Genomic DNA, 15,376 nt, shown 5'->3' on the forward strand with positions numbered 1-15,376 from the left:
TTCCCTAGGGGCCGCATGGACGGCGGGGCGGTCTTCCGCCCCGCCGTTCAGGTTTTCAGCCCGCAGGCTCGAGCATGTCGCTCATGCAGACCGTGTCGAGGCCGAGCGCATGGGTGAAGCGTCCCATCGCCATCCAGCAGCCGATCGCAAGGGTCAGTTCCGCGATCTCGGCGTAGCTATAGGCGGCCTGCATCTCCTCCCAGAAGGCGCTGTCGTAACCGAGCTCCCGGGGGCCTTCCGCCAGCCGCTCGGCATAATCGATGGCGAGACGCTCGCGCCCATCGAACAGCGGCGAATCCCGCCAGTCCGAGATCGCCGCGTAGAATGGCTCATCGGGACGCGCGCCGCCCCGCGCGACCACCGAGCGCGAGGGATCGCCCCCGACCGATTCGAGATAGGCGTCGAGATGGTCGCCGGCGCGGAAATCCTGGCAGACCAGGCATCCATTGATCTGCGCGGTGCGGTATCGCGCCGCCTCCGCGACCCGCAGCGGCAGCCGCAGCGACTGATAGACCGAGCGCACGAAGGCGCCGGCCGCCGCCCCGATCTCCGGCGCGTGATGGCCGAGCGCGTAGCCGAGTGGATCGGCGGCGTGCTGCGGCGGTATATCGATATTCGGCATCTTCATATCTCCCCAATCAATCGATGAGTGGCAGGAGAACTATACGCACTGTGAAGTAAATTTACACATCTATTCGCAAACTATCAAATACCAACAATAAGGTGGAAGCAGATTATGGCTAGCGCCTACCAATATGATCGCGTCATGACTTGGCCCGTTAATCCGGATGCTCCGGAAGGAAGCCACGAAGCCAAGGCGCCATTTGTAGACAATGGCACAGGTCCGATTTCGCCCGAACGTTATTATTCGATTGAATGGATGGAGAAGGAGCGCAACCGTCTCTGGGCCAGGGTCTGGAACTGGGCCGCCCGCGAGGAGGATATTCCAGACGCCGGCGATTATGTCGTCTTCGAGATCGGCCGGGAAAGCTTCATCGTCACGCGCGATGACGAGGGGCGTATCCGCGCCTATTTCAACGTCTGTCCGCATCGCGGCAACCGTCTCGTCTCCGACGAGGGCGGGTCTCGCCCGGGCGGCTTCACCTGTCCCTTTCACAATTGGCGTTTCGGCCTCGACGGCGCGATCGACCATGTCACCGACCGCGAGACCTTCCGGCCGGAAGCCTTGTGCCGGGATCTCGACCTGTCCGAGGTGCGCTGCGAAAGCTGGGAAGGCTTCGTCTTCATCAACATGGACAAGGACGCCAAGCCGCTGCTCGAGCATCTCGGGCCGCTCGTCGAACATGCCCGTCCGTATCGGCTGCGCGACATGCGGATCATGCGCCGCGTCCGGGCGGTGTGGGAATCGAACTGGAAGATCGGCGTCGATGGCTTCAACGAGGCCTATCACGTCCATGCCATCCACCCGCAGATCCTGCCGGTGTTCAACGACTATCACGCCCAGATCGACCTCTTCCCCAACGGCATGAGCCGCATGGTCACCAAATTCGCTTATGAAAGCCCGCGCATGGGCGGGTCGGCGGCCTCGCCGGGGCTCAATGCGGGCCTTCGCGCGACCATGGAGGAAGTGGGGATCGATCCCGACACCTTCGCCGGATCGAAGGAGGACGTGCGGCAAGCCGTCCAGGCGGCGAAGCGTGTGCGGGCCGAGCAGCTCGGGATCGATTATTCCGGCTTCATCGACAACCAGCTCACCGACGACTGGAATTACGACATCTTCCCCAACATCCAGATCGGCATGCATCCGGAAGGCGTCAGCATGCTCTATTTCCGGCCGCACGCGACCGACCCCCGCAAGTTCGTCTTCGACGTGATCGTGATGATGCACCCGCAGACGAACCCCGACATCCGGCCGCCGGCCTATATGGGCCTGCCCGAAGGCAGCGACATCAGCGGCCGAGAACCCGTCGAGGTCCAGCATATCGACTGGCGCGAGGGAGGACTTGGCGAGTTGTTCGACCAGGACAGCAGCCTGTTCGCGGAGGTGCAGCGCGGGATCGAGAGCAAAGGCTATCGCGGCGCCGTGCTTTCCGAGCAGGAACAGCGCGTCGGCCATTTCCATGCCGAGCTAGAGCGTTACCTCGCCGCCGATTGACCGATACCCTTTACTGGATTTTTGCCGATGCCCATGTCGTTGCGTCCCTTCCTCGTTTTTGCCTCGTCCGCCGCGCTCATTCTTTCGGTCGCGGCCTGCGACCAGGCCCAGCGAAACGCTGAAGCGGTCGCCGACATCGGGCCGGCCGGCTGGCTCCAGCAGCTGTTCGACGGCAGCGACGGGCGCGACTGGCCCGCCTTCGGGCGGACCTATGGCGAGCAGCATTACAGCCCGCTCGACCAGGTCAATACCGAGACCGTGGACCGGCTCGGCCTGATCTGGTCGCTCGATCTGGAGCCCGGCAACCCCGCGACCGGCCCGATCGCGGTAGACGGCATTATCTACTTCGCCTCCGGCTACAGCGTCGCCCACGCCGTCGATGCCGCGACCGGCAAGCTGCTCTGGAAATATAATCCCAAGGCGCCCGAAGCCTCGGGGCACAAGCTGCGCCAGGGCTGGGGCAGCCGCGGCATCGCTTACTGGAACGGCAAGGTCTACATCGCCACCCAGGACGGGCGCCTGATCGCCATCGACGCCAGGACCGGCAATCCGGTGTGGAGCGCGATGACGATGGAGAAGGACGCTCAACGCTTCATCAGCGGCCCGCCCCGCGTGTTCGACGGCATGGTCGTGATCGGCAATGGCGGCGCCGACGAGGCCGCGATCCGCGGCTACGCCACCGCCTATGACGCCGAAACCGGCGAACAGAAATGGCGCTTCTACACGGTTCCGGGCAATCCCGCCGACGGGTTCGAGGACAAGGCCATGGAGATGGCCGCCAAGACCTGGTCCGGCGAATATTGGAAGCATGGCGGCGGTGGCACCGTCTGGAACGCCATCACCTATGACCGGGAATTCGACACTTTGTACCTCGGCACCGGCAACGGATCGCCCTGGAACCACAAGATCCGCAGCGAAGGGAAGGGCGACAACCTCTTCCTGAGCTCGATCATCGCGCTCGACGCGAAGACCGGCGCGTACAAATGGCATTATCAGACCAATCCGGGCGAAAGCTGGGATTTCAACGCCGCCATGGACATGCAGCTGGCGGACCTCGTCATCGACGGCAAGCCGCGCAAGGTGCTGATGACGGCGCCCAAGAACGGCTTCTTCTACGTGCTCGACCGCACCGACGGAAAGCTCATCTCGGCCGAACCCTTCGTCACCACCACCTGGGCGAAAAGCATCGACCTGAAGACCGGGCGGCCGAACGAGGAGCCGAACATCCGCTACGAGAATGCTCCCTCCACCATACGACCGACGCCGGTCGGCGCACACAGCTGGACGCCCATGGCCTTCAGCCCGAAGGCGGGGCTCGTCTTCATCCCGGCGATCGATCTCGAGGCGACATTCGACGACCGCGGCATCACCGCCGAAAACTGGGAGCGGACGCCGGGCATGGCGCTCGATTACGGCGTCCGGCTCGACGTCCGCCCGCCGGCCGACGCCAAGTCGCTGAGCTATCTCATCGCCTGGGACCCGGTGACGCAGAAAGCGGCGTGGCGCGTACCGACGCCCGGCCACTTCAACGGCGGCGTGATGGCCACCGGCGGCGACCTCGTCTTTCAGGGCCACCCCGATTCGAGCTTTACCGCCTATGACGCAAAGACCGGCCGGGCGCTCTGGAACTTCGACGCCAAGGCGCCGATCGTCGCGCCACCGATCACCTACACGGTGGGCGGCCGCCAATATGTCACCGTCATTGCCGGCATGGGCACCAGCGCCGGTTTGTTCGGTCCGCTGCTGGAGCCGTTCGGGATCGACTATCGCGCGCAGAAGCGCCGCGTCCTCACCTTCGCGCTCGATGGCAAGGCGACGCTGCCGCCCAAGGTGCCCTACAAGGCCGTGGCCGTCGCGGACCCCGATTTCCGGCCCGATCCGGTCGTTGCCAAGCAGGGCGAGCACATCTTCAACATCCGTTGCTCGGTCTGCCACGGCGGCGGCGCGATCGCCGGCGGCACCGCGCCGGACCTGCGCACTTCGGGCGCGATCCTGTCGGAGGACACGATGACCGCCATCATCCACGATGGCATCCTGGTGCCCAACGGCATGCCCCGCTTCGAGGAGATGAGCGCGGAAGACCGGGAGGCCATACGCCAGTATCTGCGGATGCGGGCGGCCGACCTGAGGGAGGGCCGCCGCTGAAGTCGGCGCGGCCGAGCGTGGTCGCCCGATCTCCGTTCGCCCTGGGCCTGTCGAAGGGGCTTCTTCTTCCCATGCCTTGCTGAGCGGAAGAAGAGGGCTTCGACAGGCTCAGCCCGAACGGTGGGGGCAGGGCTCGGATTCTACATCTGCCGGATCGGGTCCTTGCCGTCCCATTCCGCGGCGGTCGCCCTGACCATTCCGAACAGCTCTTTCATCTCCGGCCCCATCTCGATCAGCTCGACCATCGTGCCCGGGAACAAAATGTCGGTGTCGAGATAGGAGAAGCGGGAGATCGGCAGCACGCCCTCCAGCGCCACGCCGATGCCGGCCGCGCGCGCCGCCGCCATCTGGGCGTCATAGTCGGTCGCCACCGTCCCCAGATGATGGACGCCGCTCCGCCCGGAATCGAGGAACTCGCGATAGACGGACGGCGCCGATCCCGGCTGGATGATCTCGATCATCGAATCGCCGCTGTACGAGATCGCCGCCGCGCCAAGCAGGTCGTAATCGGGCGCCACCCGCTCGCCGCGCACCTCGATCCATTCCGCCTGGAGCGGCACCGGGAACATGAAGAAGGGCCCGATTCCCATCACCTTGGTCATATGGGCGATCGCCGATTCGACGTCCTCGACGACATAAGCGATCTGAAAGACCGGGCCGAATGCGTGGCTCATGATTAAATTCTCCCTGCGGCCGTGAATGAGGCACGTCGCGCGGCCACATGCGCGAATCTACTTGCCAAACAATCATGCATGTTTTTAATTTGATGTCGATCCGCGCCAAGACGGATGTGTTTTCCGATATGTAAACTCACAGGAGAGAGCGATGACGTTCGGATTCCGGCTCTGGGATATCCATATCGGAGAGCCCCACCCCTTCAACGATCCGGCGCCTCCGATCGACAACGGCACCGCCCGCCCGTCGCCCGGCCGCTATCACGACGCGGCGTTCGCGAGAGACGAATGGGAGAAGGTGTTCGCACGCAGCTGGCTGCTCGCCTGCCCGGTTTCGGACGTGCGCGAACCAGGCGACTTCGCGAAATTCGATATCGGCACGGAGAGCTTCATCATCGTGCGCGGCGATGACGGGGGGGTGCATGCCCATTACAATGTCTGCCCGCATCGCGGCAGCCAGATCGTCCTTTCCGACACCGGCAGCGCGTCGCAATTCACCTGTCCCTTCCACAGCTGGAAGTTCAGCCTGGAAGGCGAGAATGTCGCCGTCACCGATCCGGAGACGTTCCGTCCGGAAGTGCTCTGCCACGACACGAGCCTGACGTCGGTCCGCTGCGAGGTCGCGGCGGGCCTGGTGTTCATTTCGATGGACCCGGACATCGAGCCGCTCAAGGACTGGCTCGCGCCGATCCTGCCGCAGCTCGAGCTTTACGACATCGACAGGATGCACGTGATCCAGCACCGCAAGTCGGACTGGGGCGCAAACTGGAAGGGCGGCGTCGACGCTTTCGCCGAAATCTACCACCTCCACGCCGTCCATCCCCAGACCCAGTGCCTGATGGACGACCGCACCCAGATCGACCTCTATCCGGGCGGGTTCAGCCGTCAGTTCGTGCCGTTCGCGCAGCCGAGCCCGCGCTTCGCGGATCAGGAAAGCGTCAATCCCGGGATCGCCATGATGCTGCGGGACGCCGGTATCGATCCCGCCACCTATCAGGGCACCGCCCGCGAGACGCGGGCCGCCGTGCAGGAGGCGAAGCGCAAGCGCGGCGCCGAATTCGGGCTCGATTACGGCAAGTTCAGCGACACCCAGCTCAGCGATTCCACCATCTACAGCGTCTTTCCCAACGCGCAGATCGGCTGCCATCCTGAAGCGGTCTTCCTGCACCGCTTCCTGCCGCACCCGACCGATCCCAACCAGTTCACGTACGACACCTGCATCCTCTACAGGCACATCGACGCGCCCGGTTACAGCGCGCCCGCATGGATGGGGCTGGGCGACGATATCGACCTCACCGGCGAGATGCGGCCCGACATCGTCCGCACGGCGCTCGGCGAGCCGCCCGGGCTGGGCGAAGTGCTCGACCAGGATTCGGAGCTTCTGCCGATCGTCCAGGCCGGCGCCCGCTCGCGCGGGTTCCGAGGCCCGCTGTGGAGCGACCAGGAAGCGCGCCTTCGGCATTTCCACGCGGAACTCGACCGCAAAATGGCACAAGGAGACGCCGCATGAACTACGATCCACGAGGCTGGGCCGTCCACAAGGATTCCAAGCATCCGTTCGACACTCCGGCGCCGGCGATCGACAATGGATCGGCTCGGCCCGATCCGGCGCGCTACACCGATCCCACAATCGCCCGAGAGGAATGGGAGAAGGTCTTCACCAAGACCTGGCTGATGGTCGGCCCGGTCAGCGACGTGCGCGAGCCGGGCGACTGGATGCGCTACGACATCGGCGTCGAAAGCTTCATCATCGTGCGCAAGGCCGACGGCGGCCTCGCCGCGCATTACAATGTCTGTCCGCATCGGGGCAGCCGGCTGGTGACGGACGATTTCGGATCGCAGAACAGCTTCGCCTGCCCGTTCCACAGCTGGAAGTTCGATCTCGACGGGACGAATATCGAGGTCACCGACCGGGACACGTTCCGCCCGGAGGTGCTGTGCCACGACACCAGCCTCAGCTCCGTGAAGGTAGACGAAGCGGCTGGCCTCGTTTTCATCTCCATGTCCGACGACGTGCCGCCGCTCAGGGAATATCTCGGCGAGATCCTGCCGATGCTCGAAACCTATGAGATCGACCAGATGTACGTGGTCCAGCATCGCCGGTCCGATTGGGCTGCGAACTGGAAGGGCGGCGTCGATGCCACCTACGAAAGCTATCACCTCCACGCCATCCACCCGCAGACGATGGGGATGCTCGACGATCGCACCCATATCGACCTTTACGAAAACGGGATGAGCCGGCAGTTCGTCCCGTTCGGGCAGCCCAATTCCCACTTCCCGGACCAGGAGGGCATCAACCCGGGCATCGCCCTGATGCTGAAGGATGCCGGGCTTGATCCCGACACCTTCGAGGGAAGCGCACGGGAGAGCCGGTCGGCGATCGCGATGGCGAAGCGGGAGCGCGCCAGGCAGCTCGGCATCGACTATGAAAGGTTCAGCGACGCGCAGCTGACCGATTCCACCATCTTCGGAATCTTCCCTAACGCGCAGGTTGGCTGCCATCCCGAAGCAGTGTTCCTCCACCGCTTCAAGCCGCATGCGGACGATCCGAACCAGTTCACCTATGATACGACCATCCTCTACCGTCACATTGACGTTCCGGGCTATGGAGCGCCTCTGTGGATGGGGCTGGGCGACGAGGTCGATCTCAGCGGCGAAACCCGGCCCGACGTGGTCCACACGGGGCTTGGCGAGCCGCCGGGCATGGGCGAGGTGCTGGACCAGGATTCGGACCTGCTTCCGATCGTTCAGGCAGGCGCCCGTTCGCGCGGCTTCCGCGGCCCGCTCTGGGGCGAGCAGGAAGCACGGCTGCGCCACTTCCACACCCATCTCGACCGCTGGATGGAGCCGAAGGAAGGGTAAGGGCGCGCGGGGCCGGCCGACGGCCGGCCCCGCCCTATATTCAGAACGGCCGGATCGTGACGCCGTTGTCGACGACCATCTCCGCTCCGTTGACGAAGCGCGATTCGTCCGAGGCGAGGAACAGGACCATCGCCGCCACATCCTCCGGCGCGCCGCTGGCGCCCGGCTTCAGCACGCCGGAGGGGACCTCCCTCTCCTCGCCAGGCCGTCCTTCCGCCTGCTGCACCATCGGCGTCTCGATCGACCCGGGATGTACGGAATTGCAGCGAATCCTGTAGCCTTTCTCCTGGCACATCACCGCGACCGATTTGGTCATCGAGCGCACCGCGCCCTTGGCTGCGGAATAAGCGAAGAAGATCGGATAACCGAGCAGGGCACCGGTCGAGGACATGTTGATGATCGAGCCGCCGTCATTCCTGTTCATCAGCGGGATGGCGTGCTTGCAGCCGAGGAAGACGCCGTCGCTCATCACCGAATTGACCCAGCGATATTGCTCCAAGGTCGTCTCCTCGACATCGGCGTTGAGCACCACGCCGGCATTGTTGACGAGGATGTCGAGCCGGCCGAACTGCTCGTCGACCGCCTTCATCGTCGCGATCCAGGCCTCCTCCGATGCGACGTCGAGTTCCATGGCTACCGCGCCCTCGCCGATTCGGGCGGCCACGCGCTGGGCCGTCTCGAGCTTCACGTCGGTCACCACCACCCGCGCGCCTTCGCGCGCCAGCGCGGCGCAGTCCGCCGCGCCCAGGCCCGATCCTCCGCCCGTCACCAAAGCAACCTTGCCCGCTACACGTCCCATTGCTCTCTCCATGATCGGGCCGCGCGCGGACCTGCCGCGCCAGCCGCCTTTGCGTTCGACAGGATGTAGACTAACCGAAGCCGGGCCGTAGTCCATATTAAAGACATTCACGATTGTTTTTATTCTAGCCTGGTTTAGGTTTAGGGGAGTGATGGCGCCGGCTTCGCCCGGCAGTCCGGGGAATGGAGAGTCGATGATTGTTGTGAGATGCCCGACCGTTTACGCTCCCGGCGAGGCCGGCTGACCATGGCGCGGCATCGCATCGCCTCGGTCGAGGACGTGCCCGAGGGCGGCAACAAGGCGTTCGACGTCTGCGGCCGCTCGGTCCTGCTCTGCCGGTCCTCCGCTGGCCTGTTCGCGATCGAGAATATGTGCAGCCACGCTTATTCGCTACTGGAGGGCGGCAAGGTGAAAGGACGCTATATCTTCTGTCCGTTGCATGGCGTCCGCTTCAATCTGCGCGACGGCACTCCGAGCGGCAATCTCACCAAGAAGCCGATCACCGTCTATCCAACCGATGTCGCGGGCGACGATGTCTATGCCGAGATTCCCGATGCCTGAGCGCGACGCGAACCGCGATGTCGTCATTCTCTCGGGCGTGCGGACCGCGATCGGCGGGTTCGGCGGCGCCCTCAAGGACATCGCCCCTGCCGAGCTGGGGCGTCTCGTGCTGGCCGAAGCCATCGCCCGCTCCGGCCTGGCGCCCGACGACATCCAGCATGTCGTCATGGGACAGGTCATCCAGAGCGAGCCCAAGGACGCCTATCTTGCCCGGGTGAGCGCCGTCGGGGCCGGTATTCCGGTCGAGACGCCCGCGCTCACCCTCAACCGCCTCTGCGGCTCGGGGTTGCAGGCGATCATATCGGCGGCCCAGATGATCCTGCTGGGCGAATGCTCGATCGCGGCCGCGGGCGGCGCCGAAAGCATGAGCCGCTCGCCGCACGTCCTTCCCTCGGCGCGCTGGGGCCAGAAGATGGGCAATGTCGCCATGCTCGACGCGATGGTCGAGGTGCTGAGCGATCCGTTCGGCGGCGGGCATATGGGAATCACCGCCGAGAATGTCGCGGAGCGGCACCAGGTCACGCGCGAGGCGCAGGACGCGCTCGCCGTTGAAAGCCACCGCCGCGCCGCCCACGCCACCGAAGCGGGATATTTCAGGGAGCAGATCCTCCCGGTCGAGGTGAGGAAGGGCAAGGGCACCATCGTCTTCGATCGCGACGAGCATGTCCGATCCGACGCCCGCGCCGAGGACATGGCGGCGCTCCGCCCGGCCTTCCGCAAGGACGGCAGCGTCACCGCCGGGAACGCATCGGGGATCAACGACGGCGCCGCGGCGCTGTTGCTGGCTTCACGCGCGGCGGCGGTGGAGCGGGGATTGAAGCCGCGCGCGCGAATCGTTGCCTGGGGCCATGCCGGGGTCGCGCCTGACGTCATGGGCCTGGGTCCTATAAAGGCGGTGCCGGTCGCGCTCGAACGCGCCGGGCTCCGGATCGCCGACATGGATGTGATCGAGAGCAACGAGGCCTTCGCCGCCCAGGCCTGCGCGGTCGCGTCCTCGCTCGAATTTCCTCCCGAAAAGGTGAACCCGAACGGCAGCGGAATCGCGCTCGGCCATCCCGTCGGCGCCACCGGGGCGATCATCACGGTGAAGGCGCTTTACGAGCTGGAGCGGATCGGCGGCCGCTACGGGCTCATCACCATGTGCATCGGCGGAGGCCAGGGCATCGCCATGGTCATCGAGCGCGAGAGCGCCGCCTCCGACGGCAACCAGGCGAACTAGAAAGATTCGAACGGAATGGCGACGATCACCATCATCACCCGCGAAGGCGAGGAAAGAGACGTTCAAGCGGAGGACGGCCTGTCTGTCATGGAGGTCATTCGCGACAACGGCTTCGACGAGCTGCTTGCCCTGTGCGGCGGCTGCTGCTCCTGCGCGACCTGCCACGTCCATGTCGATGCGGACTTCGTCGAACGGCTGCCCACCATGTCTGAGGATGAGGACGATCTGCTCGACAGCTCCGACCACCGGATCGAGCGATCGCGCCTCTCCTGCCAGCTGCGCGTGTCGGACGCGCTCGACGGACTGCGCGTCCGCATCGCACCGGAGGATTGAGAGCGCTGATGAAGCGGTTCGACGTCGTCATAGTCGGTGCCGGCCATGGCGGCGCCCAGGCCGCGATCGCGCTCCGGCAGCAGAAGTTCGGCGGCACCATCGCTTTGATCGGCGACGAGCCGGATTATCCGTACGAGCGTCCCCCGCTCTCCAAGGATTATCTGGCCGGCGAGAAGCCGTTCGAGCGGATCATGATCCGGCCGCCGGCCTTCTGGGCGGAACGCGACGTGACGATGCTGCTCGGCCACCGCGTGGAAGCGGTCGACCCGGCGGCGCGCCGGGTGAGGCTCGCGGACGGCCAATCGGTCGGCTACGGCCAACTCGTCTGGGCGACGGGCGGAACGCCGCGCCGGCTCACCTGCGCCGGCTTCGATCTGGCGAAGGTCCATTCGGTTCGCTCGCGCGCCGACGTGGACGCGATGATGGCGTCGCTGCCGGACGTGCAGCGCGTCGTCGTGATCGGCGGAGGCTATATCGGCCTGGAAGCGGCGGCGGTGCTCGCCAAGCTCGGCAAGCGGATCGTGCTGCTCGAGGCGCTGGACCGCGTGCTGGCGCGGGTGGCGGGGGAGCCGGTGTCGCAATTCTACGAGGCCGAGCATCGCGCCCATGGCCTCGATCTCCGCACCGGCGTCGCGGTCGATTGCATCGAGGGCGCCGACGGCTCCGCGACCGGCGTCCGGCTCGCCGGCGGCGAGGTGCTGCCCTCCGACATGGTGATCGTCGGCATCGGTATTATCCCCTCCGTCGAACCGCTGGTCACGGCCGGGGCCGATGCCGGAAACGGCGTCCATGTCGACGATCATTGCCGCACCAGCCTGCCCGGCATCTTCGCGATCGGCGACTGTGCGGCCCACGAGAACCGCTTCGCCGGCGGCGCCCGCATCCGGCTGGAATCGGTCCAGAACGCCAACGATCAGGCCACGATCGTGGCGAAGGCGATCACAGGCGAACCGGCGCCTTATGCGGCACTGCCATGGTTCTGGTCGAACCAATATGATCTGAAGCTCCAGACGGTCGGACTGTCGATCGGCTATGACGATCTGGTCGTGCGCGGCGATGTCGGCGCGCGGAGCTTTTCAGTCATCTATCTGAAGCAGGGCCGGGTCATCGCACTCGACTGCATCAACGCGGTCAAGGATTATGTGCAAGGCAGGGCGCTGGTGGCGGGCGGCGTGAATGCGGGCAAGGACAGGCTCTCGGATCCTGCAATTCCGCTCAAGAGCCTGGCCACCTAATCGGGCTGCGGCTACATTGAATCGTCACCCTGAACTCGTTTCAGGGTCCACCTACTCACCTGTCATGTGGCTCGGATATGGATGCTGAAACAAGTTCAGCATGACGAGATGGTGCAATCCAAACTCATCATGCTCTAATCGGGCGCGCCTGCATCAGCCTTTGGCGAAATCGGGCCTGCGCTTGTTCAAGAAGGAATCGACCCCCTCGCGCCCGTCCGGGGTCGCCATCGATGCGGTGATGGCGCGGGATTCGAGCTCCATCTGGGTCTCGATGCCGTTGCCGAAGCTGGAGAGGAGGAGCTGCCTCGCCCGCCCGATCGCTCCCGTGGCGCCGCGCGACAGTCCCTCCACCACCTTCTCCGCCTCCCCGATCAACTGGTCGTGCTCCACGGCGCGCGTTACCAGCCCCGCTTCCGCCGCCTCGTCGGCGCTGAGGCGTCGGTTCGTGAGGACCAGCTCCTGCGCCCTGCGCAGCCCGACGAGGCGCGGCAGCAGCCAGCTCGCCCCGCCGTCGGGCGTCAGGCCGATGCCGGAATAAGCGACGGTGAAGTGGGCGGAGCGCGATGCAAGGGCGATATCGCCGAGTATCGCGAGGCTGAGGCCCGCACCCGCCGCCGGGCCGTTGACCACCGTCACCAGCGGCTTGTCCATCCGCGCGAAGGTGGCGATCGCGACGTGCAGATGGGAAGTGATGGCCCTGATAAGCCGGGGCGCATCGTCTGCGGCGGTCGCGAAGCTCTGCACGTCCCCACCGCCGCAGAACAATTTGCCTTCGCCGGTCAGGACGACGCAGCTTATGCCCTCATCGGCATCGCAAGCCGCCGCCGCGCTCATCAACGCGCGCGCTGTCGCGAGGTCGATGGTATTGCCTCGGTCGGGCCGGGAAAGAATGATCCAGGCCGACCTCCCCCGACGTTCGATGCGCACCGGCTCGTGCTCGCTCATTCCTTCTCCTGTCAATGACACGCGACGATATCCCGTTGCCACGCCGAGCGGCGCGTAGGCAAATGATAGTATCGCGGACGCCCGGCTGAATGCGGCTTCGCTGCTTTCCCCGTGGCGGTTCGGCGACCGCGCCCTAGATTCTTCCCTCCCGAACGTCGAGCCAGGTCGCGGGGCCGGGAATGTTCTCGAACAGCGAGCGCTCGGTCCCGGTCATCCAGACCTGGCCGCCGGCGCCGGCGAGGCGGCCGAACAGGGCCGCGCGGCGGGAAGGATCGAGATGGGCGGTCACCTCGTCGAGGAGGAGGATAGGCCGGCGTCCCGTCCGTTCCGCGACGAGATCGGCGTGGGCGAGAACGAGGCCGAGGAGCAAAGCTTTCTGCTCCCCCGTCGAGCAGAAAGCGGCGGGCTGGTTCTTGCCGAGGTGGGTGACGGCGAGATCGCTGCGGTGGGGGCCGGCGAGGGTCCGGCCGGCGGCGGCGTCGCGGGACCGGCCGGAGGCGAGTTCACGGACGAGGTCATCTCCGCTCCAGCCTTCGAGCGCGAGGCCGGCGCGGGCGAAGGGGCCTTCAGGCGCGGCGGCGAGGCGCCCGCCGAGCGCCGCCACGGTCGCGACGCGCGCTTCCGCCAGGGCGATGCCATGCTCCGCCATCCGCGCTTCGAGCGCGCCCAGCCAGTCGCGATCGGGGCGCTCTTCGGCGAGCAATTTGTTGCGGGCGCGCATCGCCGCTTCGTAGCGCGCGGCATGGACGGCATGGCCGGGGGCAAGGGCGAGCACGAGCCGGTCGAGGAAGCGCCGGCGGCCGCTTGCGCTCTCGGTGAACAGGCGATCCATCGCGGGCGTGAGCCAGAGGATGGAGAGCCAGTCGGACAGCATATTGGCCGCGGTCGGCGCGCCATTGATGCGGACCTGGCGGCGCTCGGGAGCGGCGGACGTCGTGCCGGTGCCGATATCGACCTCCCCTTGGGCGGAGAGTCCCAGCCGCGCCGCCACCGCGAATCCGCCGGGGCCGTCGCTCCGCGCCATTTCGGCAAGGCTCGCGCCCCGCAGGCCCCGGCCGGGCGAGAGCAAGGACAGCGCCTCCAGCACGTTGGTCTTCCCAGCTCCATTCTCGCCGGTGAGGATGACGAAGCCCGGGCCGGACTCGATCAGCGCATCCGCGTAGGAACGAAAGTCGGTGAGGGCGAGGCGCGCGACGTGCATGGACCGGCGATAGGGCATTTGGGCGCGTCGGCCTATCTGTTCGCGCCGATCGACCGCCGGACAATGGCGGCGCGCGCCTTACCCGTTTCGTCGGCTGGAGGCGGCATAGAAAAAGGGCCGCCTCCCGGCGGCCCTTCCTGTCTCATACCCGGCTGAAAGTAGCACTTTCAGACGAACGGGCTTCAGCCCATCAGCTCCTGCTCGAGCTTCTTGGCCATCTCTTCGATATTCTCCGGCGGCCAGCCGGGGATGTCCATGCCGAGCCTGAGGCCCATCGACGACAGCACTTCCTTGATCTCGTTCAGCGACTTGCGGCCGAAATTAGGGGTGCGCAGCATCTCGGCTTCGGTCTTCTGGACGAGGTCGCCGATATAGATGATGTTGTCGTTCTTCAGGCAATTCGCCGAGCGCACGCTCAATTCCAGCTCGTCGACCTTCTTCAAAAGATAGCGGTTCAGCTGGTTGGCGTCGCTCTCGGCGTCTGCGGCCGAGACCGAGACGCCGCCGGCCGGGGCCGCCGCCATCGCCATGCCCTCGTCGAAATGGACGAACAGCTGGAGCTGGTCCTGGAGGATGCGCGCGGCATAGGCGATCGCGTCGTCGGGGCTGATCGTGCCGTCGGTCTCGACGGTCAAGGTCAGCTTGTCATAGTCGAGCTCCTGGCCGACGCGGGTATTCTCGACCTTGTAGCTGACCTGGCGCACCGGCGAATAGAGCGCGTCGACCGGCACCAGGCCGATCGGGGCGTCGGCCGGGCGGTTGGCGGCGGCGGGGACATAGCCCTTGCCGACTTCCGCGGTCAGTTCCATGTTCAAGGTCGCGCCTTCGTCGAGATGGCACAAGACGAGGTCGCCGTTCATCACTTCGATGTCACCACTGGTGGCGATCTGGCCGGCGGTGACTTCGCCCGGGCCGGTGGCCGAGAGCTGGAGGCGCTTGGGCGCGTCGCCTTCCATGCGCAGCGCGATCTGCTTCACGTTCAAGACGATGTCGGTCACGTCCTCGCGGACGCCGGCGAGCGACGAGAATTCGTGCAGCACGCCCTCGATCCGCATCGAGGTGACGGCGGCGCCCTGGAGCGAGGAGAGGAGGACGCGACGCAGCGAGTTGCCGAGCGTCAGGCCGAAGCCGCGCTCCAGCGGCTCGGCGACGAAGGTCGCCTTGCGGCGGCTGTCGCCCCCGGCCTTCTTCTCGAGGGCGTTGGGCTTCTTCATTTCCTGCCAGTTCTTTGCGTTGACGGCCATGATCTTCCCTTGGGCTGTGGGGGAAGCGCTTGGGCGCGCTCC

General features: G+C 65.8%; 14 protein-coding genes. 8 read left to right on the forward strand and 6 right to left on the reverse strand.

Annotated features, from left to right (window positions below):
- Positions 1-55 precede the first annotated feature (55 nt).
- On the reverse strand, positions 56-622 hold the full coding sequence (locus ACFQRC_RS12670) for a carboxymuconolactone decarboxylase family protein (RefSeq protein ID WP_379961776.1): 567 nt from the start codon (positions 620-622) through the stop codon (positions 56-58).
- Positions 623-766: 144 nt separating this feature from the next.
- Here ACFQRC_RS12670 and ACFQRC_RS12675 point away from each other — a divergent pair, with 144 nt between their 5' ends.
- Both ACFQRC_RS12675 and ACFQRC_RS12680 read left to right on the forward strand, forming a co-directional pair.
- The gene (locus tag ACFQRC_RS12675; protein WP_379961778.1) at positions 767-2,116 is read left to right on the forward strand and encodes an SRPBCC family protein; all 1,350 of its coding nucleotides are present in this window, start codon (positions 767-769) and stop codon (positions 2,114-2,116) included.
- A gap of 27 nt (positions 2,117-2,143) precedes the next feature.
- Positions 2,144-4,261: a PQQ-dependent dehydrogenase, methanol/ethanol family gene (locus tag ACFQRC_RS12680; RefSeq protein WP_379961780.1), complete on the forward strand. Its 2,118-nt coding sequence runs from the start codon at positions 2,144-2,146 to the stop codon at positions 4,259-4,261.
- A gap of 140 nt (positions 4,262-4,401) precedes the next feature.
- On the opposite strand, the gene ACFQRC_RS12685 is transcribed toward ACFQRC_RS12680, so the two are convergent.
- Positions 4,402-4,935 (reverse strand): VOC family protein, encoded by a 534-nt coding sequence (locus ACFQRC_RS12685; RefSeq protein WP_379961782.1) that lies wholly within the window; start codon positions 4,933-4,935, stop codon positions 4,402-4,404.
- 151 nt (positions 4,936-5,086) lie between these two features.
- Here ACFQRC_RS12685 and ACFQRC_RS12690 point away from each other — a divergent pair, with 151 nt between their 5' ends.
- Together ACFQRC_RS12690 and ACFQRC_RS12695 are read left to right on the forward strand one after the other, a co-directional pair.
- Complete coding sequence (locus ACFQRC_RS12690; protein WP_379961784.1) at positions 5,087-6,445, forward strand: SRPBCC family protein; 1,359 nt, start codon at positions 5,087-5,089, stop codon at positions 6,443-6,445.
- Positions 6,442-7,797 carry an SRPBCC family protein gene (locus ACFQRC_RS12695; RefSeq protein ID WP_379961786.1) on the forward strand — a complete coding sequence of 452 codons (1,356 nt, stop codon included), beginning with the start codon at positions 6,442-6,444 and terminating at the stop codon, positions 7,795-7,797. Before ACFQRC_RS12690 ends, ACFQRC_RS12695 begins: the two co-directional genes overlap by 4 nt.
- 40 nt (positions 7,798-7,837) lie before the next feature.
- Here the strand turns inward: ACFQRC_RS12695 and ACFQRC_RS12700 are convergent, their stop codons facing one another.
- On the reverse strand, positions 7,838-8,596 hold the full coding sequence (locus ACFQRC_RS12700; RefSeq protein ID WP_379961788.1) for an SDR family oxidoreductase: 759 nt from the start codon (positions 8,594-8,596) through the stop codon (positions 7,838-7,840).
- 246 nt (positions 8,597-8,842) lie between these two features.
- Here ACFQRC_RS12700 and ACFQRC_RS12705 point away from each other — a divergent pair, with 246 nt between their 5' ends.
- Genes ACFQRC_RS12705 through ACFQRC_RS12720 form a run of 4 tightly spaced genes read left to right on the forward strand, consistent with a single transcriptional unit; the run spans position 8,843 to position 11,944 of the window.
- Entirely contained in the window at positions 8,843-9,157 is a 315-nt protein-coding gene (locus ACFQRC_RS12705) for a Rieske (2Fe-2S) protein (RefSeq protein ID WP_379961790.1), read from the forward strand.
- The gene (gene bktB / locus ACFQRC_RS12710; RefSeq protein ID WP_379961792.1) at positions 9,150-10,376 is read left to right on the forward strand and encodes a beta-ketothiolase BktB; all 1,227 of its coding nucleotides are present in this window, start codon (positions 9,150-9,152) and stop codon (positions 10,374-10,376) included. Before ACFQRC_RS12705 ends, bktB begins: the two co-directional genes overlap by 8 nt.
- Before the next feature lie 15 nt (positions 10,377-10,391).
- Positions 10,392-10,709 (forward strand): 2Fe-2S iron-sulfur cluster-binding protein, encoded by a 318-nt coding sequence (locus ACFQRC_RS12715; protein ID WP_379961794.1) that lies wholly within the window; start codon positions 10,392-10,394, stop codon positions 10,707-10,709.
- An 8-nt stretch (positions 10,710-10,717) separates the two neighbouring features.
- A complete protein-coding gene (locus ACFQRC_RS12720; protein WP_379961796.1) occupies positions 10,718-11,944 on the forward strand; it encodes an NAD(P)/FAD-dependent oxidoreductase in 1,227 nt (408 codons plus the stop codon).
- A 153-nt stretch (positions 11,945-12,097) separates the two neighbouring features.
- Here the strand turns inward: ACFQRC_RS12720 and ACFQRC_RS12725 are convergent, their stop codons facing one another.
- The 3 genes from ACFQRC_RS12725 to ACFQRC_RS12735 form a co-directional block, all read right to left on the reverse strand.
- Positions 12,098-12,889, reverse strand: coding sequence for an enoyl-CoA hydratase/isomerase family protein (locus ACFQRC_RS12725; RefSeq protein WP_379961798.1), 792 nt, complete (start codon positions 12,887-12,889; stop codon positions 12,098-12,100).
- Between the two features lie 133 nt (positions 12,890-13,022).
- The gene (recF, locus tag ACFQRC_RS12730; RefSeq protein ID WP_379961800.1) at positions 13,023-14,108 is read right to left on the reverse strand and encodes a DNA replication/repair protein RecF; all 1,086 of its coding nucleotides are present in this window, start codon (positions 14,106-14,108) and stop codon (positions 13,023-13,025) included.
- A gap of 164 nt (positions 14,109-14,272) precedes the next feature.
- Positions 14,273-15,334: a DNA-directed RNA polymerase subunit alpha gene (locus tag ACFQRC_RS12735; protein ID WP_379961802.1), complete on the reverse strand. Its 1,062-nt coding sequence runs from the start codon at positions 15,332-15,334 to the stop codon at positions 14,273-14,275.
- Positions 15,335-15,376: the final 42 nt, after the last annotated feature.

Origin of the sequence: Enterovirga sp. GCM10030262, assembly GCF_042666435.1 — a bacterium.
Classification (GTDB): Bacteria; Pseudomonadota; Alphaproteobacteria; order Sphingomonadales; family Sphingomonadaceae; genus Allosphingosinicella.